The 17892-nt window shown below is 69.9% G+C and carries 19 protein-coding genes; 6 read left to right on the plus strand and 13 right to left on the minus strand.

Annotation, left to right across the window (positions count from 1 at the left end):
- The 4 genes from ACSAMQ_RS16075 to ACSAMQ_RS16090 all read right to left on the minus strand — a co-directional run.
- On the minus strand, positions 1–335 hold a 335-nt coding region (locus ACSAMQ_RS16075), incomplete at its 3' end, for a biotin/lipoyl-containing protein (protein ID WP_435396619.1).
- 108 nt (positions 336–443) lie between these two features.
- Positions 444–1127: a hypothetical protein gene (locus ACSAMQ_RS16080; protein ID WP_435396620.1), complete on the minus strand. Its 684-nt coding sequence runs from the start codon at positions 1125–1127 to the stop codon at positions 444–446.
- 160 nt (positions 1128–1287) lie between these two features.
- Positions 1288–2691, minus strand: coding sequence for a dihydrolipoyllysine-residue acetyltransferase (locus ACSAMQ_RS16085; RefSeq protein WP_435396621.1), 1404 nt, complete (start codon positions 2689–2691; stop codon positions 1288–1290).
- Positions 2692–2910: 219 nt separating this feature from the next.
- A complete protein-coding gene (locus ACSAMQ_RS16090; protein ID WP_435396622.1) occupies positions 2911–3690 on the minus strand; it encodes a DUF2884 family protein in 780 nt (259 codons plus the stop codon).
- 628 nt (positions 3691–4318) lie between these two features.
- On the opposite strand from ACSAMQ_RS16090, the gene ACSAMQ_RS16095 reads away from it, so the two are divergent.
- Positions 4319–4948 carry an OmpW/AlkL family protein gene (locus ACSAMQ_RS16095; RefSeq protein WP_435396623.1) on the plus strand — a complete coding sequence of 210 codons (630 nt, stop codon included), beginning with the start codon at positions 4319–4321 and terminating at the stop codon, positions 4946–4948.
- 149 nt (positions 4949–5097) lie between these two features.
- Here ACSAMQ_RS16095 and ACSAMQ_RS16100 read toward each other — a convergent pair whose 3' ends face one another.
- The 4 genes from ACSAMQ_RS16100 to ACSAMQ_RS16115 all read right to left on the minus strand — a co-directional run bounded on the left by ACSAMQ_RS16100 (position 5098) and on the right by ACSAMQ_RS16115 (position 9061).
- Positions 5098–5898 (minus strand): VOC family protein, encoded by an 801-nt coding sequence (locus ACSAMQ_RS16100; protein WP_435396624.1) that lies wholly within the window; start codon positions 5896–5898, stop codon positions 5098–5100.
- A gap of 136 nt (positions 5899–6034) precedes the next feature.
- Positions 6035–6919: a DMT family transporter gene (locus tag ACSAMQ_RS16105; protein WP_435396625.1), complete on the minus strand. Its 885-nt coding sequence runs from the start codon at positions 6917–6919 to the stop codon at positions 6035–6037.
- Positions 6920–7153: 234 nt separating this feature from the next.
- A complete protein-coding gene (locus ACSAMQ_RS16110) occupies positions 7154–7675 on the minus strand; it encodes a DUF1453 domain-containing protein (protein ID WP_435396626.1) in 522 nt (173 codons plus the stop codon).
- Positions 7676–8005: 330 nt separating this feature from the next.
- Positions 8006–9061 (minus strand): NAD(P)-dependent alcohol dehydrogenase, encoded by a 1056-nt coding sequence (locus tag ACSAMQ_RS16115; protein ID WP_435396627.1) that lies wholly within the window; start codon positions 9059–9061, stop codon positions 8006–8008.
- A 134-nt stretch (positions 9062–9195) separates the two neighbouring features.
- Between ACSAMQ_RS16115 and ACSAMQ_RS16120 the strand changes: the two genes are divergently transcribed.
- Both ACSAMQ_RS16120 and ACSAMQ_RS16125 read left to right on the plus strand, forming a co-directional pair.
- Complete coding sequence (locus ACSAMQ_RS16120; RefSeq protein ID WP_435396628.1) at positions 9196–9678, plus strand: YajQ family cyclic di-GMP-binding protein; 483 nt, start codon at positions 9196–9198, stop codon at positions 9676–9678.
- Position 9679: 1 nt separating this feature from the next.
- Complete coding sequence (locus tag ACSAMQ_RS16125) at positions 9680–10234, plus strand: DUF1415 domain-containing protein (RefSeq protein ID WP_435396629.1); 555 nt, start codon at positions 9680–9682, stop codon at positions 10232–10234.
- A 253-nt stretch (positions 10235–10487) separates the two neighbouring features.
- On the opposite strand, the gene ACSAMQ_RS16130 is transcribed toward ACSAMQ_RS16125, so the two are convergent.
- The 3 genes from ACSAMQ_RS16130 to ACSAMQ_RS16140 are packed head-to-tail and all read right to left on the minus strand — an operon-like array spanning position 10488 to position 12959.
- Positions 10488–11189, minus strand: a complete 702-nt coding sequence (locus ACSAMQ_RS16130; protein WP_435396630.1) for an HAD family hydrolase — start codon at positions 11187–11189, stop codon at positions 10488–10490.
- Positions 11182–11883 carry a pseudouridine synthase gene (locus tag ACSAMQ_RS16135; protein WP_435396631.1) on the minus strand — a complete coding sequence of 234 codons (702 nt, stop codon included), beginning with the start codon at positions 11881–11883 and terminating at the stop codon, positions 11182–11184. Before ACSAMQ_RS16135 ends, ACSAMQ_RS16130 begins: the two co-directional genes overlap by 8 nt.
- Positions 11880–12959, minus strand: coding sequence for a class I SAM-dependent methyltransferase (locus ACSAMQ_RS16140; RefSeq protein WP_435396632.1), 1080 nt, complete (start codon positions 12957–12959; stop codon positions 11880–11882). Before ACSAMQ_RS16140 ends, ACSAMQ_RS16135 begins: the two co-directional genes overlap by 4 nt.
- Positions 12960–13048: 89 nt before the next feature.
- Here ACSAMQ_RS16140 and ACSAMQ_RS16145 point away from each other — a divergent pair, with 89 nt between their 5' ends.
- Complete coding sequence (locus ACSAMQ_RS16145) at positions 13049–13825, plus strand: hypothetical protein (protein ID WP_435396633.1); 777 nt, start codon at positions 13049–13051, stop codon at positions 13823–13825.
- A 109-nt stretch (positions 13826–13934) separates the two neighbouring features.
- A complete protein-coding gene (locus ACSAMQ_RS16150) occupies positions 13935–14192 on the plus strand; it encodes a hypothetical protein (protein WP_435396634.1) in 258 nt (85 codons plus the stop codon).
- A 143-nt stretch (positions 14193–14335) separates the two neighbouring features.
- Here ACSAMQ_RS16150 and ACSAMQ_RS16155 read toward each other — a convergent pair whose 3' ends face one another.
- Both ACSAMQ_RS16155 and ACSAMQ_RS16160 read right to left on the minus strand, forming a co-directional pair.
- Positions 14336–16840: an ABC transporter permease gene (locus ACSAMQ_RS16155; RefSeq protein ID WP_435396635.1), complete on the minus strand. Its 2505-nt coding sequence runs from the start codon at positions 16838–16840 to the stop codon at positions 14336–14338.
- Between the two features lie 5 nt (positions 16841–16845).
- Positions 16846–17613: an ABC transporter ATP-binding protein gene (locus tag ACSAMQ_RS16160; protein ID WP_435396636.1), complete on the minus strand. Its 768-nt coding sequence runs from the start codon at positions 17611–17613 to the stop codon at positions 16846–16848.
- Positions 17614–17661: 48 nt separating this feature from the next.
- On the opposite strand from ACSAMQ_RS16160, the gene ACSAMQ_RS16165 reads away from it, so the two are divergent.
- A partial coding sequence (locus tag ACSAMQ_RS16165; RefSeq protein WP_435396637.1) for a hypothetical protein occupies positions 17662–17892 on the plus strand: 231 nt, incomplete at its 3' end.

Consider the following 17892-nt stretch of genomic DNA (forward strand, 5'->3'; position numbering starts at 1 on the left):
GGCGCTGCCGCGGCGGGCTTTGGCGCTTCGGCCGGCGCCGGCGCGCTGCCTGCCGCAGCCGGCTTCGGCGCCTCGCCGGCGCCCTCGCTCTGACCCTCGCTCTCGAGGATCGCGATCACCGCGCCCTCGGAAACCTTGTCGCCGATCTTGACGCTGATCGACTTGACCACGCCGTCGGCCGACGAGGGCACTTCCATCGTCGCCTTGTCCGATTCCAGCGTGACCAGGCCCTGGTCCTTCTTCACCGTGTCGCCGACCGCGACCAGCAATTCGATCACCGGTACGTCGTCGTAGCCGCCGATGTCGGGAACCTTCACTTCGATGTTGTTGGCCATGACGCTGCGTCCTCTGGTTCTGTCTCGGGCCGACGGCGCTCGAAGCGTCCGTCGTGGGGCGGCCTGTCGCGACGCGACGGCCTGGCATGGGGGTGGCGACTGGCGGGATCAGTTCGCCGGCGCCGAGGCGGCTTCGGCCAGGCGCTGGTCGAGTTCGTCCAGCGATTCTTCCAGCGCGCGCCAGCGCCGTTCGCGCTTGGACTCGCTTTCGTTGGCGGCCTCGGTCATCAGGCCGACCTGCTCCATGATCGATTCGCCCGGACCGCAATCGGGGCGCACTCCGCTGACGCGCAGGCCGTCGACGACGAAGATCAGCTGGTCCTGCTCGTGGAATTCGGCCGGCTTGCCTTCCGGCGCCAGGGTCGACAGCGCGCGCTTCCAGCTCGCGACGATGCGCTGGGCCAGCGCCGCCGGCATCGGCGCCTCTTCGTTCTCGACCTCCTGGTCGACCCGAAGTTCCAGCGCCGAGCTGCGGCGCGAGGAATTCCAGGCCGCCACGCGCTCGCTGGCGGTGGCATGGCGCAGGGTCCAGTCGCCCTCGCCCGGAATCAGCATCAAACCGCTTTCCGCGCCGCGCGCCGGCAGATAGGTCAGGCGCAGGCCCGGCTCGGCCTTGGCCGCGAGCAACTGCTCGACCGCCGAACCGTGGTTTTCGGTGGCCGGCGGCCAACCGCGGCCGAGCGAGACCCGGCATTCATCGGCGGCGTGAGCCAACGGAGCGGCCAGCAGCAAGGCGATCAGGCCGAGGCGGCCATGACGGCGTGGAGCGGAGACGTTCGGTGTGCGGCTCATTACGGCGATCGATCCTATGGAGAACGGCGGGCGTCTGGACATGAAGCGGGCGAGGTCGGCGCGACCGGTTCGTGGCGCCAACGCCGCAGGAAGCCGGCACGGCGGCCGCTGCGGCGGCGTGCGCTGCGCGCGGCGCCGAAGGCGGCCATGCCGGCCGCGCTTACAGCAGCACGCGGCGCAGATCGGCCAGCAACTGCGCCAGGTAGGCGGTGAAACGCGCGGCGGCGGCGCCGTCGATGACCCGGTGGTCGTAGGACAGCGACAGCGGCAGCAGCAGGCGCGGCACGAATTGCTTGCCGTCCCAGACCGGCTTGGTCGCCGACTTGGACACGCCGAGGATGGCGACTTCCGGCGCGTTGACGATCGGCGTGAACGAGGTGCCGCCGATGCCGCCGAGCGAGCTGATCGAGAAGCAGCCGCCGCTCATGTCGGCCGGGCCGAGCTTGCCCTCGCGCGCCTTGGCGGCGAGTTCGCCGGTTTCCTTGGCGATCTGCAGCACGCCCTTCTTGTCGCAGTCGCGCACCACCGGCACGACCAGGCCGTTCGGGGTGTCGGCGGCGAAGCCGATGTGGAAATACTTCTTAAGGGTCAGGTTCTCGCCGGAGGCATCGAGCGAGGCGTTGAAGTCGGGATACTTCTTCAACGCGGCGACGCTGGCCTTCATCAGGAAGGCGAGCATGGTCAGCTTCATCCCCGACTTTTCGTTTTCCTTGTTGAGCGCGACGCGCAGCGCCTCGAGCTCGGTGATGTCGGCATCGTCGTGCTGGGTGACGTGCGGGATCATCGCCCAGTTGCGCGCGAGGTTGGCGCCGGAGAGCTTCTTGATCCGCGACAGCGCGACCGTCTCGGTCTCGCCGAACTTGCTGAAGTCGACCTTCGGCCACGGCAGCAGGTTGAGGCCGCCGCCGCTGGAGGCCGCGGCGCCGCCGGTCGCGGCGACCGGGCCGCCGCCCTGCATGACGCCCTTGACGAAGGACTGCACGTCTTCCTTGCTGATCCGGCCGCCGCGCGCGCTGCCGCTGACGCGGCTCAGGTCGACGCCGAGCTCGCGTGCGAACAGGCGCACCGCCGGGCTCGCGTACGGCACCTTGTCGGGCATCAGCTCGTCGGCGGTGAACGCCACCGGCGGGGTGCGCGGCGGCATCGCTTCGGGATCGGTGCCGGCGTTGGCGCCGGGGATCGCTGCGGCGGTTGCGGCCGGAGCTTCGGTCTTGGCGGGGGCGGGAGCTTCGGCCTTGGCCGGAGCCGATGCGGCCGGAGCTGCGGGCGCGGCGGGTTTGGCGGGTTCTTGGGACTGCGTCGGCGCTGTTTTCGCCGCCTCTTCGGTTGGCTCGATCAGCGCGACCACGCTGCCTTCGGCCAACTGGTCGCCGATCTTGACCTTGAGCTCGCGCACCACGCCGGCGAACGGTGCCGGCACTTCCATCGTGGCCTTGTCCGATTCCAGCGTCACCAGTCCCTGGTCCTGGGTGACCGTGTCGCCGACCGCGACCAGCAGTTCGATGACGGGTACGCCGTCGTAGTCGCCGATGTCGGGGACGCGTGCTTCCTTCAGCTCAGCCATTTCGTGGGGCTCCGCAATGCGCGAAAACCCTATTGTGGCGGTTGCAGGCGGTCACGCCAACCGCGTTGCGGGCCAATACCCACTAAAGGCCTAAGCGACGGCGGGACCCGCACAAGCAAGGCCAGCGTACGCCCCAGTACTGCCGCGCATCGGCTGCGTTTCGGCCTGGCGCTTGGCTTACGGCTTGGGCTAGGGCTTGGGCTAGGGCTAGGGCCTGGTCTAGGGCTTGGTCGATTTGCCGGACTTGTCCGGCGACTCGACCTGCAGCAACTCCAGGCGCTGGCCCTGGTGGCGGTACGCCAAGGCCCCTTCGAGTACGTCGAGGGCGCGCATCTGCCGGCACAGGCCTTCGGCGCGGCGACCGAGCGCGTCGGCGCGCGGCTGCACCGCGGCCTCGATCCTGGCGTCCAGGTCGTCGAGCTTCTGCAGGCGGCCGACATCGCCGCTGAAGGCCGCGGTGACCGCACCGCCGACGACCTCGCCGATCACCGTCGGCAAAGTATCGCCGAGTGCATCGGCGATGCCGTCGCCGAGCGCCTTGCCGCTGAAATGGGTCGGAGTGATGACCCGGCTCAGGCGGGCATCGAGCTGCTGGCGCGCTTTCTCGACCTGGGCGCGGGTGCGTTCGGGATGGTTGCCGAGCGCGGCGGCGACTTCGCCGAGCGCGGTGAAGGCGATGCCCGCGGCCTCGCGGCCGATCTGCTGCGCTTCGGGCATGGCCGCGCGGGCGCCGCGCTCGAACTCGGCCACGCGGCGCGCGTCGGCGCCATCGAGCGCGACCCAACGGTCGTCGACGAACAAACGGCCCTGGCGCATCACGATCGCCTTCGGCTCGCCCTGCTCGCGCGTCAGGATCAGGCTGCGCTCGTTGAGGGTCAGGTGGTAATCGCTGTCGATCTCGCAGTTGGCGTCGACATGGATGTTGGAGGCGAAGCTTGAACCGCAGGCCAGCATCAGTGCGGCCAGGGCGGTCAATCGGAAGGCGTGGGTCGGGCGCATCGTCGGTCCTCGACGCTGAAGTGGGTCCAGGATGCCGCAGCGCCGTCGCCGCGGCCTGTGCCGATCGGCGGCGTGACCTTCGTCATGGCCATTGGCGGTGCCGGCTTTGGCGATTGGGACACGCCGAGCGGCCGCGCCGGGACCAGCGCCGAGTCCGCGCAATCGCGCCGGCGGATGTGTGAATTGCGTTCCCGGCATGGAACGCAGCGGTTCAACGACTGCGCATGCAGCGACGTAGATGCGGCATGACGGCGTTGCGTTTCGCGCAAACGCGGTCATCGCTTATCCGCGCGGGGGCCAACGCATCCTCCCGGAGCGGGAGCGTTCATCGATCGCGACGTCGCGTGAAAGCCTTGCTCCGCTTGCGATTCCTGTGCCGAAACGCGTGCATCGATCGATGCTCGACGATGCATTCCTTCGTCTGAGCATCATCAGATGAACGCAGGTTCATGCAAGTCTCGCCCGGTTCATTTCGTTCATTTTCCCTGGAAAACAAGCGTCTAACACGATGCGCACGTGAAAGTTCCTTCACCCGCGTTCGCGCGGCAAGTTCGGTTCATGCGTGCATGGCTATCTTGCGCCTCGCCTCCCCCAAGGCATCGACAACACAACAACAGGAGATATCTCCATGATGCGCATTCGTCATTTGACCCTTGCCCTGATGGGCGCCATGGCCTTTGCCCCGGCCGCCTTCGCTCAGGATGCCGCCACCGACACCGCGAGCGGCAAGCGCTTCGCCGTGGTCGGCGGTTACGCGCTTTCGCAGCCGACCAAGAACCCGTTGATCGGCGGCGTACGCACCGATCTCGACGGCGAGGGCGCGGCCACGCTCAGCGCCAGCTACTACATCACCGACAACATCGCCGTCGAGGCGTGGGGCTCGGCCGACAAGTTCGGTCACCGCGTCAACGCCGGCGGCGGCAAGATCGGCAGCGTCGATTCGCAGCCGATCGCGCTGAGCGGCCAGTACCACTTCCGCACCGCCGACAGCACCGTGCGTCCGTTCCTGGGCCTGGGCTACTACGAAGCCAACTACAGCAACGAGACGCCGATCGCCGGCCAGCGCCTGGGCGTGGAGAACGCGAAGGGCGCGATGGCGACCGCCGGCGTCGACCTCAACATCACCCCGACCTGGTTCGCCCGCGCCGACGTGCGCTACATGCAGGGCAAGTCGGACGTGAAGCTGAACGGCCTCAAGGTCGGCGAAGCCGAGCTCAACCCGGTGACCGTCGGTATCGGCGTCGGCGCGCGCTTCTGATCGCCTGAGCGGCTGCACCAACACGCAACACGCAACACGCAACATCGCACCGCTTCAACGGGCTCCTTCGGGAGCCCGTTGTCGTTTGTGCGGTGGTTCGTTCGCACGCGGCGGCCGGGTGCGCCGTCGTTGCCCGCGTCGTCGTGAACTCAGGCGAACGCGCCCGGCGCGGCGACTCTGATCAGATAGAACGCCGCCCCGCTCGGGTCGCTCAGGCGCGCGATGCGGTCGGCGCCGGCGTCGAACGGCGGCAATACGATGCGGCCGCCCAGCGTGACCGCGCGCGCGGCGCTGGCGTCCACGTCGGGCACCTGCAGATAGATCGACCAGTGGGGCGCCATGTCGCCCCACTGCGGCCCCATCTGCATCAGCCCGCCGAGCCTGCGCCGGTCGTCGGAGAACACCCGGTAACCGCTCGCCGCGGCCGGCTGCGCCTGCATGCGCCAACCGAACAAGCGCCGGTAATAAGCTTCGGCGCGGTCGAGGTCGCGCGTCGCCAGTTCGGCCCAGCACACTGCATTGTCGACGCCGAGACGGTCGACGCCGGGATGCGCGCGCTGCTGGGCGAGCAGGAAGGCGACGCCTTCGGGATCGCTGCACACCGCCATGCGCACATGTTCCATGAGTTCGAACGGCGTGCCGACCAAGCGCCCGCCCAGGGCGACCGCGCGCGCGGCCATGGCATCGCAGTCGGCGGCGCGGAAGTACACGTCCCAATGCGGCGCATGGCTGCCGTCCGGTCCCGGCCAGGCGCCGGGCACCAGGCTGTAGGCGCCGGCGACGTCGTGGCCGTCGAGCTTGAAGATCGTGTACGCGCTGGCGTCCGGCATCGGCGTGCGCTCGATGGTCCAACCGAACAGGGCGCAGTAGAAGGCCTCGGCCGCGCCCTGGTCGTCGGTCGCCAACTCGAACCAACACGGCGCTCCCTGCGCGTGGACCAACGCGGTCATCGCGGCTCTCCCCCTGACTCCCCCTCGACACTACGCCGCGGCGAAGAAATCGTCATGGCGCGCTGCGGCGAAACGCCGCGCTGCGGTGCGCCGGCGTGGGACAGCGAGAGTTTCGGTGAGCGCGGCGGCGCCCCAGTCAGGGATGTTCGGCCTCGGCGTGGACGCGTTCGCGGCGCAGCAGGTACAGGCCGCTGGCGACGATGATGGCCGCGCCGATCCAGGTCGTCGAATCGGGCAACACGCCCCACAGACTGAGGTCGAGCAGCACGCCCCAGATCAGGGCCGTGTACTCCAGCGGCGCGATCAGCGAGGCCTCGCCGAGGCGGAAGGCTTCGGTGACCGCGTACTGCCCGATCGAACCGGCGACGCCGAGCCCGGCGATCAGCCACAGGTCCTCGCCGCGGATCGGCGTCCAGGCCGGCAAGGCCAGCGCGCCGGCGCCGACGGTCAGCATCACCATCAGCCAGACCATCATCGCCTGGGTGCTGTCGGTGCGCGACAGCAGGCGCACGGTGATCGCGCTGATCGCATAGCCGAGCGCCGCGGCCAACACCGCCAGCGCAGCCAGGCTCAGCATGCCCTCGCCGCTCGGCCGCAGCAGCACCATCACGCCGATCAGGCCGATGCCGATCGCGACCCAACGTCGCGGCCCGACCCGTTCGCCGAGGATCGGCCCGGACAGCGCGGTGATCAGCAGGGGCGCGATGAAGAAGATCGAATACGCCGTCGACAACGGCAGCCGGTGCACGCCGTAGACGAAGGTCGCCATCATGCCGATGCCGAGCACGCCGCGCAGCAGATGCAGCGACCAGCGCACCCGCAGCAGCGGCTTGAGGCCGCCGCTGGCCAAGGCCCAGGTCAGCACGAACGGCAGCGAGGACGCGCCGCGCAGCGCGGCGACCTGGAACGGCGGGTAATGCGCCGACAGCAGCTTCAGCAGCGCGTCCATGATCGAGAACATCACCACCGCGATCAACATGGTCGCCATCGCGCGGCGGCGGTGCGGATGCGCCGCGCTCATGAGGTGCGCGGGCCGGCGCCGACGGCGCAGCGCGCTGGAGGCAGGAAACGTTGGGATGAAGGAGCGGGCATGGCGGCCGGTCGAAGCGGGACCGTCTATCTTGCCCGGCGCGCCTGCGCGCGTCATCCGGCCAAGGGCGGACGCGTCGAGACCGCGCCGGTGCCGACTGAGTCGGTGTCGACCGGCGGCGTCGACAGAGCCGGCCATCACGAAGCCGGCCATCACGAAGCAGGGTCAGCCGCGCCGGCGCAGGCGGCGCGCGAGGCCGACGCTATAGGCCTGGTAGTAACCCAGCAGCAGACCGCCGACCGCGAGCAGGCTGCCCTGGCGCGGCAACCAGCCGGCCTGGTCGCTCCAGCCGTGCGCAGCCTGCCACAGGCCGAACCCGATCCGCGCCGCGACCACCAGGGTCAGGCCCAGGATCAGCCAGCGGTTCGGCGTGTAGTACAGGCCCTTGGCCTCGTACTCGAAGCGGGTCAGGTAAACCCCGAGCACGCCGAGCAGCAGGCCGGCGCCCCAACCGAGCGCCGCGTACAGCGGCGCATCGGCGATCCAGTAGCCGGCCAGCCAGGCGCTGGCGAAGAAGACCAGAAACGACAGCAGCGACAAGGCCGCGGCCAAGCGCACCGCCCACGGCAGCGCCCGGCGCCGGGCCTTGCCGTAGCGGTAGCGCTGGATCAGCCCGAGCGGCAACAACAGCGCCCACAGCATCAGCAGGAGCAGCAGGGCCAGCGGAATCAGCAGCAACAAAGGCATGGCCGCAGCTTAGCGGCTGGCTGTGCAGGCGTCGTGCGAAGGCCGCGCAGCCAGGAGCGGCGGTCCGCGAGGCGTCGCGTTTGCGGCCTGGAGTGGCTGCTTCCAGTTCAGGCCCACCCCTTTGCCTGCGCCCGTCATTCCTGCGAAAGCGGGAGAGCGGACCTGCGAGCCGCCGGCTTCCCAGGTCCGTGAACGCCAGGGCGCTGTACGCCCTGGCCGGGCCGCAGAGACTTCGGCGTCCGACCTGGAGAAGCCCTGGCTCCCCGCCTGCGCGAGGACGACCGAATCGAGGAGACGGCCTCCGCGACGCCGCCGGTTGGCCGCCGTCCCTCAGGCCGCCTCGCCCAGACTGGCGATGTCGATCACGAAGCGATAGTGCACATCGCCCTTGATCATGCGCTCGTAAGCCTCGTTTATCCGTGCGATGTCGATCAACTCGATGTCCGAAGCCACGCCGTGCTCGGCGCAGAAATCCAGCATTTCCTGGGTTTCGCGGATGCCGCCGATCAGCGAGCCGCCGAGCTTGCGCCGCTGCATGATCAACGCACCCGCGGCGACCGTCGACGGAGTTTCCGGAATACCCAGCAGGACCATGGTGCCGTCGAACTTCAGCAGGCCCAGGTAGGCGTTGTAGTCGTGGTCGCCCGAGACCGTGTCGATGATGAAATCGAACGAGCGCGACAGCGTCTTGAAGGTGGCCTTGTCGCGGGTTGCGGCGAAAGCGTGCGCGCCCAGGGCCAGCGCGGCCTCGCGCTTGGACTCGGAGGTGCTCAGCACGGTCACGCGCGCGCCCATGGCCACTGCGATCTTGACCGCCATATGGCCCAGGCCCCCGAGGCCGACCACCGCGACCTCGTCGCCGGCCTTGACTCCGTAATGCTTCAACGGCGAATAAGTGGTGATGCCGGCGCACAGCAGCGGCGCGGCGCGGTCGAGCGGGATCGACTCGGGGATGCGCAGCACGTAGTCCTGATCGACGGTGATGCGGGTCGAGTAGCCGCCGTAGGTCGGCGCGCCGGTGCCGCGTTCGCGCGAGTTGTAGGTCCCGGTCATGCCCTGGTCGCAATACTGCTCCTCGCCGGCCCGGCACTGCGGGCATTCGCGGCAGGAATCGACGAAACAGCCCACGCCGACCGCATCGCCGAGCCGGAAGCCCTTGGCGTTGGCGCCGAGCCGGGCGACCCGGCCGACGATCTCGTGGCCCGGCACCATCGGGAAGGTCGAACCGCCCCACTCGTCGCGCGCCTGGTGGATGTCGGAATGGCAGACGCCGCAATACAGGATGTCGATCAGGACCTCGTTCGGGCCCGGCTCGCGGCGCTCGATCGAGAACGGGGCCAGCGGCGTGCGCGCATCGACGGCGGCGTAGGCGGCGGTTTTATGCATGGGATCGGCTCCTGGAATCGTGTCGGGGCAGTGTATCGGCGGCCGCATCGCGGGGGCGCCGGCTCGCCGCAACAGTGCATATCGCCCCCGCGCTTGCGTTACCCTTTGCCGGTTCTCCCCCCAGCGAGTGTGCCATGCCCTCTTTCGATGTCGTTTCCGAAGTCGACACCCACGAACTCACCAACGCGGTCGACCAGGCCAACCGCGAACTCGGCACCCGTTTCGACTTCAAGGGCGTCGACGCCGAATTCGTCCTCGACGACAAGAGCATCACCCAGTCGGCGCCGAGCGAGTTCCAGCTCGAGCAGATGACCCAGATCCTGCGCGCGCGCCTGGTCGCGCGCAACATCGACGCCCGCTGCCTGGAATTCGGCGACGTCGAGACCAACCTGGCCCGCGCGCGCCAGAAGATCACCGTCCAGCAGGGCATCGAGCAGAAGCTGGCGAAGAAGATCGCCGCGACCATCAAGGACGCCAAGCTCAAGGTCGAGACCCAGATCAACGGCGACAAGCTGCGCGTCACCGGCAAGAAGCGCGACGACCTGCAGGCGGTGATGGCCTTGCTCAAGGGCGGCGACTTCGAGCGTCCGCTGCAGTTCGACAACTTCCGCGACTGAGATGAGCGCGGCCGCCGTCCCCGGCGAGGACCCGATCGCGGCGACCCGGCGCTGGCTGGAGCGCGCGGTGATCGGCCTGAACCTGTGCCCCTTCGCCAAGGCGGTGCTGGCGAAAGGCCAAGTACGTTTCGTCCTCAGCGAAGCGGCGACCCCCGAGGCCTTGCTCGAGGAGCTCGCCTCGGAGCTGGTGCTGCTGGAGCAGAGCGACCCGGAACAGATCGACACCACGGTGCTGATCCATCCGCGGGTGTTGAACGAGTTCCTCGACTTCAACGATTTCCTGGAACTGGCCGATGGGGTCGTCGCGGCCCTGGACCTGGAAGGCGAGATCCAGATCGCGAGCTTCCATCCGGACTACCAGTTCGCCGACACCGCCTACGACGAGGTCGGCAACTGCACCAACCGCTCGCCCTACCCGACCCTGCATCTGCTGCGCGAAGCCAGCGTCGAGCGCGCGGTCGCGGCCTTTCCCGATCCGGACGTGATCGTCGAACGCAATCTGGCGACCCTGGAAAAGCTCGGCCTGGAAGGCTGGCGCAAGCTGATGGCGGGTTGATTCGCCGCTCGCTTTGGCGGATGTGACGGCGGCGGGCGGTGAAGCAAATCCCGCTGCCCCTCCTTCGCCGGGGAACCGCCCTGCCGGCTCGGTGTTGTTCGCCAGAAGGTCGACGGTTCGCGACTGCCAAGGCGTTCGCGGGCCGCGGCCAGACGCGATGACGTAGCCCCCGAAGCGCTTCCCTTTGGAAAAGGGCCAGGGGATTGCCTTTGCTCTGCTTTACTTCTGCGGCCCCAGCCCTCGCGAACCCGGATCAGCTCGCCGAAGCCCGCCGACCCAAAGCGGTGTCCAGCAAGGCGCGCGCCTGCAACAGCGAATCGGCGATGCGGTGGCCCAGGCCGCGCAATTCGGCGTGCGGCGGGACCAGGTCGGGGACCTGGATCGGGGTCGCGCCGGCGGCGAGCGCGGCGCGCACGCCGGGTTCGGAATCCTCGAGCACCAGGCAACGGCGCGGGTCGACGCCGAGCCGCGAGGCGGCCAGCAGATAGATGTCCGGCGCCGGCTTGGGATGCTCGACGTCGCTGCCGGTGACGATCACGCCGAAGCGCTCGATCAGGCCGCTCGAGGTCAGCTTCGCCAGCGCGCGCTCGCGCCGGGTCGAGGTCGCGATCGCCTTCGGAATGCGGTGCGCGTCGAGCAGGTCCAGCAGTTCGAGCAGACCGCGCTTGAGCGGCAGGCCGGCGGCGACGCGCGCATCGTACAGGCGGTCGCCGGCGTTGCGCAGGCGCAAGGCGGCCTCGTCGCCGAGACGCTCGGCGAGCATCGCGTAGCTGGCGCGGTCGTGCATGCCGACCATGCTCAGCCACAGCGCGTCGTCGGCCTCGACCGATTGCTCCAGCGCGGCCGCGCGCCAGGTTTCCAGCATCGCGCGCTCGCTGTCGAGCATCAGGCCGTCCATGTCGAACAACACCGCGTCGGGGACGAAATCGATCGCGGGCAGGTCGGGCTCAGCCACGGAACAAGGTCTCGAGATCGGAAGCGTCGAGCGTGCGCCATTGCCCGCTCGGCAGATCGCCCAGGGACAGGCCGCCGATGCGGCTGCGGTGCAGCGCTTCGACATGGTTGCCGACCGCGGCGAACATGCGCCGTACCTGGTGATACCGGCCTTCGGTCAGAGTCAGGCGGGCCCGGCGCGGGGCGAGGACTTCGAGCGCGGCCGGCGCCAGCGGCGTCTGCTCCGACTCCAGCATCAGCTCGCCGCTGGCGAAGATCGCGGCCTCGTCGCCGCGCAGATCCGCGGCCAGGCTGGCCTCGTAGACCTTGGCCAGTTGCGCCTTCGGCGACACGATCCGGTGCAGCAGGCCGCCGTCGTCGGTGAACAACAGCAGGCCGCTTGTCTCGCGGTCGAGCCGCCCGACCGAGGACAGCAACGGCGAACGCGCGCGAAACCGCGGCGGCAGCAAGTCGTAGACGATGCGCCCGGGGTCCTTGGTCGAGCAGGTGTAGCCGACCGGCTTGTGCAGCAACAAAGTCAGCCCCGCCGGCGGATCGAGCGGCTCGCCGTCGAGGCGGATCGCTTCGTGCGCGACCTTGTCGTCGGCGTACAACACCTCGCCCTGCGCATCGGTGATGCGGCCGGATCGGAACATCGCGGTGACCTCCTTGCGGCTGCCATAGCCCAGGTTGGCGATCAGCTTGACCAGTTTCATGCGCGCGCCTTGGCCGAGGCCTTGGTGTGCTTGATCGCTTCGACGACCTTGAAACCGGCGCGCTGGGCGACGATGCGGACCTGGCCGAAGCGCTCGTCGAGCACCGATTCGTAGGGCAGATGGCGGTTCGCGACCAGCCACAGCCGGCCGCCGGGGTTCAGCGCTTCGGCGGCGACCGCGATGAAGCGACGGCCGAGGTCGGGACGCTCGTCGCGGCTCTGGCCGTGGAACGGCGGGTTGCTGACGATCACGTCATAGCCGCGGTCCAGGCCGGCGGTGACGTCGTGCCAGTGGAATTCGAGCTCGGCGCTCGTCGCCACCCGCGCCAGGTTGGTCCGCGCCAATTCCAGCGCGCGCGCCTGCGCCTCGTACAGGTCGACCGCGACGATGCCCGGGCACCGCGCCAGCAGTTCGGCCGAGAGATAGCCGTAGCCGGCGCCGAGATCGGCCGCGCGGCCGCGCAGGTCGCTCGGCAGATGCGCCGCGAGCAGGGCCGACGCGGCGTCGATGCGGTCCCAGGCGAACACGCCGGGGCGGCTGACGAAACGGCCGCCGAGGATCTCGCGCGGTTGGTCGAAGGCGGCCCAGGCCGCGGCCTGGGCCGGGTCGGCCGGGCCGTCGAGCGGCGCGGTCCAGAACGCGCGGCATTTGCGCTTGGACAGGCTGCCGACCGGGCCGGCGATGCGCCCCAGGTCGGTCTCGCCGGACCGCGCACCTTCGTCATTGCGCATGCAGGCGAGCACGCGGCCGCCGGGCGCGGTGCGCGCGATCGCCTGGGCGAACAGCGCGCGCGCCTCGTCGCGCTGGCGCGGCGGCAGCACCAGCACCAGCGGGAACCGCCGGGCCGGATCGAGCGTGTCCAGGTCGACCGTGTCCAGGCCGGCGCGGTGCAAGGCGTCGACTTCGGGCTTGAAGCCCTGTTCGCAGACCAGGCCCGGGCGCGGCGGCTGGCGCAGGCCGATGCCGTCGCGCGCGTGCAGGAACAGCGCGCCGCCGTGTTCGGGCCAGCGCAGCAGGCCGTCGGCGAGCGGCTGGAAGAGGGTGTCGAGCGCGTCGTCGGAGCGGTCAACGCGCATGCGGGAATTTCTGAATGGCGGTCATCGCACGGATTTTACGCGCGACCGCGCTAGGGTGTCGGCATCGCGTCCAACCGAATGCACGCCTCATGCGCCTGCCCGTCCTGATTGCCGCCTTGTTGATGCCCGCGGTGGCCTGGTTTTCCCAACAGGGCGTGTTCGGCCCCGACAACGGCACGATCTCCGACCGCTACCCCACCCTGCTGGTCGCGGCCGGCTATGCCTTCGCGATCTGGGGGCCGATCTTCCTCGGCGATCTGGTGTTCGCCTTCTGGCAGCTGCGTGGGCGCTATCGCGACGCCGACGGCCTGCGCCGGCTGCGCCCGGCCGCGGCGGCCGGCTTCACCCTGACCGCGCTGTGGATGCCGATCTTCTCCCAGCAGTGGTTCTGGCTGGCCCTGGCGGTGATCTGGCTGGCCCTGGCCTGCCTGGCCGGCTGCGCGGTGTTGCTGTCGCGCGATAGCCACCCCTTGCCCGGGCAGGCCGCCTGGGCCAGGTTCCCGATCTCGCTGCATGCCGGCTGGTTGAGTCTGGCCGCGTTCCTGAACACCGCCCAGGTGATCGTCGCCTATCGGCTGCTGCCGACCGACGACATGCTGGCCTGGAGCCTGGCGCTGCTGACCGCCGCGGCCGCGCTGCTGTTGCTGTTGAATGCGCGCATGCGCGGCAACGCCGGCTACACGATCGCCGTGCTGTGGGGCCTGGCGGGGGTCTACGTGAAGCAGTCCGAGTCGGCCTTGCACGGCGCGCAGATCGCCGCCTGGGGCGCGCTCGCGATCGCCGCACTGTTGCTGGCGCAAACCTTGTGGCTGCGCCTGCATCCGCGCCATCGGGTGTTTTCCGGGCATCTTTCGCCGGGCGAATGATCTTCGGCCCGCGCACCGCGCATTGCGACTCCGCAACAGCGGCTTCATCGCCACGCAACGCCGCGGCCGCGAGGATGGACCATCGTCCAGCCCACAGGAGCGACCCACGATGCGAGCCCTTTTCATCGGCGGCACCGTCGACAACAGCGAACTCGATCTCGACGAAGGCCAGCCGCCGCGCCATTACCCGCCCAATACCGGCAGCGGCCAGGCGCGTTACCGCCTGCACCACGTCGGTCTGCGCGAGAACGACCCGGTCTATGCGGTGTACGCGGCACCGGACCTCGCCGACGGCGAGGTCGAGCGGGTCGCCGAGGAACGCGGCTATGCGCGGCGCTTTCAGGCGGAGCCGCAAATCAGCGAGTGAGCCGCTGGCGAGCGAAACCTCGACGAGTACCGGCCGGCCGATGAGCTGCCGGCGAGCGAGCCGCAGCGATTGCCGAGCTGCGCGGCGCTACCCAGCCTCTCTCCCGCAAGCGGGAGAGGGCTCGCTGCAGAGGCGATCCGCGCTCAGCCCTGCAATTCGCGCAAGGTCACCGACGGCGGCGCGTCCAGCACCCGGCGGGTGGCGAACATGCCCGCGGCGAGCGCCGCCAGCACGCCGGCGGCGGCGCCGAACGCGGCCATGCGCGCATCGAACTCCCAGGGCAGGTCGAACACCTGCACCGCGACCACGCCGGCCAGCACCGAGGCGGCGATCGCCGCGGTCAGGCCCGAGAGCAGGCCGATCGCGGCGAATTCCGAAGCCTGGGCCAGGCGCAACTGGCGCCGGCTTCCGCCGAGCACGCGCATCACCCCGCCTTCGAGCAGGCGTTCGTCCTGGCTCGCGCTGACCGCGGCCATCAACACCAGCACGCCGGCGACCAGGGAGAAATAGAACACCACCTCGACCACGGTCGAGACTTGGTCGGCGGTGCTGCGCACCTGCTTGAGCACCTGATCGATGTCGATCACCGACAGGTTCGGGAAGCGCTCGACCAATTGCGAGGTGAAACGGGTGCGTTCGGCCGGCACGTTCATCGCGGTGATGTAGCTCGCGGCGTAGCCGTCGAGCGAACCGGGCGAAGCGATCACGAAGAAGTTGGGACGGAAGCTTTCCCAATCGACCTTGCGCAGGCTGGTGACGGTGGCCTGGAAGTTCTGTCCGGCGATGTCGAACCCGACCCGGTCTCCGAGCTTCCAGCCGAGTTCCTCGGCGAACCCTTCCTCGACCGAGACTTCGGGCCGGGCCAGCTTGCGTGCGGCCCAGAACTTGCCGTCGACGATCTTGTTGTCCGAACGCAGGCTGTCGGCGACCGACAGATTGAACTCGCGTTCGGCCAACTGCTTGGCGCGTTCGCCGCGCTCGGCATAGTCGGCGGCGGTGACGGCCTTGCCGTTGTGCGCGACCAGGCGGCCGCGGATCATCGGGAACAGGGTCGGCGCCGGCAGGCCTTGCTCGCCGATGAAACGGCGCACGTCGGCGACCTGGTCCTGCTGCACGTTGATGATGAAACGGTTCGGCGCATCGGCCGACAGCGACATCTGCCAGCGATCGAGCAGGTCGGTGCGCACGAAGGTCAACAGCAGCAAGGCCATCAGGCCCAGGCCGAGCGCCGAGATCTGGGCGATGCTGGTGCCGGCGCGGCGGCTGACGTTGGCCAGGCCGTAGCGCAGGCTGCCGCGCAAGCGCGAACGCAGGCGCCGCACCGCCAGGATCAGGCCCCAGGCCAGCAGCGCGAGCACCGCCAGGGTCGCGGCGATGCCGCCGAGCATGGCCGCGCCGAGCGCGACCGAACCGGCCTTCCACCACAGCAGCGCACCGAGCCCGAGCAGGCCGACGATCGCGACCACCCAGGCGCTGGGCTCGGTAGGGTCGAGGTCGCGGCGCAGCACGCGCAGTGCCGGCACGCGCCGCAGCGCGAGCACCGGGGGCGCGCCGAAGGCGAGCAGCACCACCATGCCGACCCCGAAGCCCTGCACCGCCGGCAACCAGCCCGCACCGGGGATCGACATCTTCAAGGCCTGTTCCAGCCATCCGCCGATCAGCCATTGCAGGCCGAAGGCGAGCGCGACGCCGATCGCGCTGGCGATCAGGCCGAGCAGCACCATCTCGCCGACGTGGATGCCGACCAGGGTGCGCTGGCTGGCGCCGAGGCAACGCATCACCGCGGTGCCGGACAGGTGCCGCTCGCTGTGGCGGCGCGCGGCCATCGCCACCGCGACCGCGGCCAGCACCACCGAGACCAGCGCGGCCAGGCCGAGGAAACGCCCGGCGCGGTCGAGCGCCGAACGCACTTCCGGGCGCGCATCGGCGATGGTTTCCACGCGTTGGCCGCGTTGCAGCGCGGGCTTGGCCGCGGCGACGAAACCCTCGACCGCGCCGGGCGCGCCGGCGACGACCAGGCGATAACGAATGCGGCTGCCGGGCTGGACCAGCCCGGTCGCAGGCAGATCGCCGGCGTTGAGGAACACCTTCGGCGCGATGTTGAAGTAATCCAGCGAAGCGTCCGGCTCCTGCACCACCAAGGCGGCCAGGCGCAGGCTGGAATCGCCGAGCGCGATGCTCTGGCCGACCTGCGCGCCGAGGGTGTCGGCGCCGGCGCGGCTCATCCACACCGTGCCGGGCGCGGGCACCCCCTGCGCGTCGCGCTCGGCGCCGCCGGCGCGGTCGACGATGCGGAAACTGCCGCGCAGCGGAAAGCCCTCGCCGAGCGCGCGCAGATCGCCGAGTTGCAGGCGCTCGCCGACCCGGATCATGGTCTGCAGTTCGGTGGCCTCGGCGCGGCGCAGCGCCGGCACCGACGCGGCACGGCGCAGCGCGCCGCCGATCGGGTGATCGGAGCGGATCACCGCGTCGCCGCCGAGCAGCCGGTTGGCCTCGATGGCCAGCGCGCGTTCGGCGCGATCGGTGACGAAGCCGACCGCGGTCACCGCCAGCACGGCCAACACCAGCGCCGCGAGCAGGATGCGCACGTCGCCGGCCTTGAGGTCGCGGCGCAGTTGTCGCCATGCCAGCGACACGGTGCGTGGCATGCCGCTCACCCCTGCACCAGGCGACCGCTGTCGAGGCGGATGCGACGGCGGCAACGTTCGGCCAGGTGTTCGTCGTGGGTCACCAGCACCAGGGTGGTGCCGGCATCGGCGTTGAGTTCGAACAGCAGCTCGATGATCGCCTGGCCGGTATGGGTGTCGAGATTGCCGGTGGGCTCGTCGGCGAACAGCAACGCAGGCCGGGTCACGAAGGCGCGCGCGAGCGCGACGCGCTGCTGCTCGCCGCCGGACAGCTGGCGCGGGTAGTGGTCCAGGCGCTGGCCCAGGCCGACCTTGGCCAGGATCGCCTGCGCCGGCGCGAACGCATCGCGGTCGCCGCGCAGTTCCAGCGGCAGCATCACGTTTTCCAATGCGGTCAGCGAGGGCAGCAGTTGGAAGCTCTGGAACACGAAGCCGACCTTCTCGCTGCGCACGCGCGCGCGGCCGTCCTCGTCGAGCGAGGACATCGGCTCGCCGTCGAGGGCGACCGTGCCGCTGCTCGGCGAATCCAAGCCCGCCATCAACGACAGCAAGGTGCTCTTGCCCGAGCCGGAGGCGCCGACGATCGCGACCGTGTCGCCCTTGGCGATCGAAAATCCGACCCCATCGAGGATGGTGAGTTCGCCCGACGGCAAAGCCACCCGCTTGCCGAGCCCGACGACCTCGAGCGTCGGCGCCTGGGCCGGCGCGCGCGCCACCGCTTCAGCGTGGGTCTCGTCGCGGCCCTTCACGATGGAATCGGCCGTGATCGAATCGGCCAGGTTGGAAGCTGCCATGATCGTCCTATCTGTTTGCCTCGCCGTATCTTCGGGAGACGTTATTAAATGAGTTTTAAGAACTGCAACCGCGATCGCCTCGAGTTCGGGCACCGCGACGACGCGAGCGCCGCCAGCGCCGGCTTGGGCCTCAGCCGCGCCCCTGCCGGCGACCTCGCGGCCCGGAAACAACGATATGCGGCATCGCCGGGCCGCGTTCAATGGGCCATCGGTCGGGGCGCCCGCGCCGCGCTGCTGGCCGCGGCCGTGCTGCTGAGCGCCTGGGCGCCGCTGCACGCC

The organism is Lysobacter sp. 1R34A (assembly GCF_051217035.1).
Classification (GTDB): Bacteria; Pseudomonadota; Gammaproteobacteria; order Xanthomonadales; family Xanthomonadaceae; genus Lysobacter.

Excerpts from the sequence above, each read along its gene's own strand:
- ACSAMQ_RS16080 (WP_435396620.1), bottom strand. The coding sequence starts at position 1,127 with ATGAGCCGCACACCGAACGTCTCCGCTCCACGCCGTCATGGCCGCCTC.
- ACSAMQ_RS16085 (WP_435396621.1), bottom strand. The coding sequence starts at position 2,691 with ATGGCTGAGCTGAAGGAAGCACGCGTCCCCGACATCGGCGACTACGAC.
- ACSAMQ_RS16090 (WP_435396622.1), bottom strand. The coding sequence starts at position 3,690 with ATGCGCCCGACCCACGCCTTCCGATTGACCGCCCTGGCCGCACTGATG.
- ACSAMQ_RS16095 (WP_435396623.1), top strand. The coding sequence starts at position 4,319 with ATGATGCGCATTCGTCATTTGACCCTTGCCCTGATGGGCGCCATGGCC.
- ACSAMQ_RS16100 (WP_435396624.1), bottom strand. The coding sequence starts at position 5,898 with ATGACCGCGTTGGTCCACGCGCAGGGAGCGCCGTGTTGGTTCGAGTTG.
- ACSAMQ_RS16105 (WP_435396625.1), bottom strand. The coding sequence starts at position 6,919 with ATGAGCGCGGCGCATCCGCACCGCCGCCGCGCGATGGCGACCATGTTG.
- ACSAMQ_RS16110 (WP_435396626.1), bottom strand. The coding sequence starts at position 7,675 with ATGCCTTTGTTGCTGCTGATTCCGCTGGCCCTGCTGCTCCTGCTGATG.
- ACSAMQ_RS16115 (WP_435396627.1), bottom strand. The coding sequence starts at position 9,061 with ATGCATAAAACCGCCGCCTACGCCGCCGTCGATGCGCGCACGCCGCTG.
- ACSAMQ_RS16120 (WP_435396628.1), top strand. The coding sequence starts at position 9,196 with ATGCCCTCTTTCGATGTCGTTTCCGAAGTCGACACCCACGAACTCACC.
- ACSAMQ_RS16125 (WP_435396629.1), top strand. The coding sequence starts at position 9,680 with ATGAGCGCGGCCGCCGTCCCCGGCGAGGACCCGATCGCGGCGACCCGG.
- ACSAMQ_RS16135 (WP_435396631.1), bottom strand. The coding sequence starts at position 11,883 with ATGAAACTGGTCAAGCTGATCGCCAACCTGGGCTATGGCAGCCGCAAG.
- ACSAMQ_RS16140 (WP_435396632.1), bottom strand. The coding sequence starts at position 12,959 with ATGCGCGTTGACCGCTCCGACGACGCGCTCGACACCCTCTTCCAGCCG.
- ACSAMQ_RS16145 (WP_435396633.1), top strand. The coding sequence starts at position 13,049 with ATGCGCCTGCCCGTCCTGATTGCCGCCTTGTTGATGCCCGCGGTGGCC.
- ACSAMQ_RS16150 (WP_435396634.1), top strand. The coding sequence starts at position 13,935 with ATGCGAGCCCTTTTCATCGGCGGCACCGTCGACAACAGCGAACTCGAT.
- ACSAMQ_RS16155 (WP_435396635.1), bottom strand. The coding sequence starts at position 16,840 with ATGCCACGCACCGTGTCGCTGGCATGGCGACAACTGCGCCGCGACCTC.
- ACSAMQ_RS16160 (WP_435396636.1), bottom strand. The coding sequence starts at position 17,613 with ATGGCAGCTTCCAACCTGGCCGATTCGATCACGGCCGATTCCATCGTG.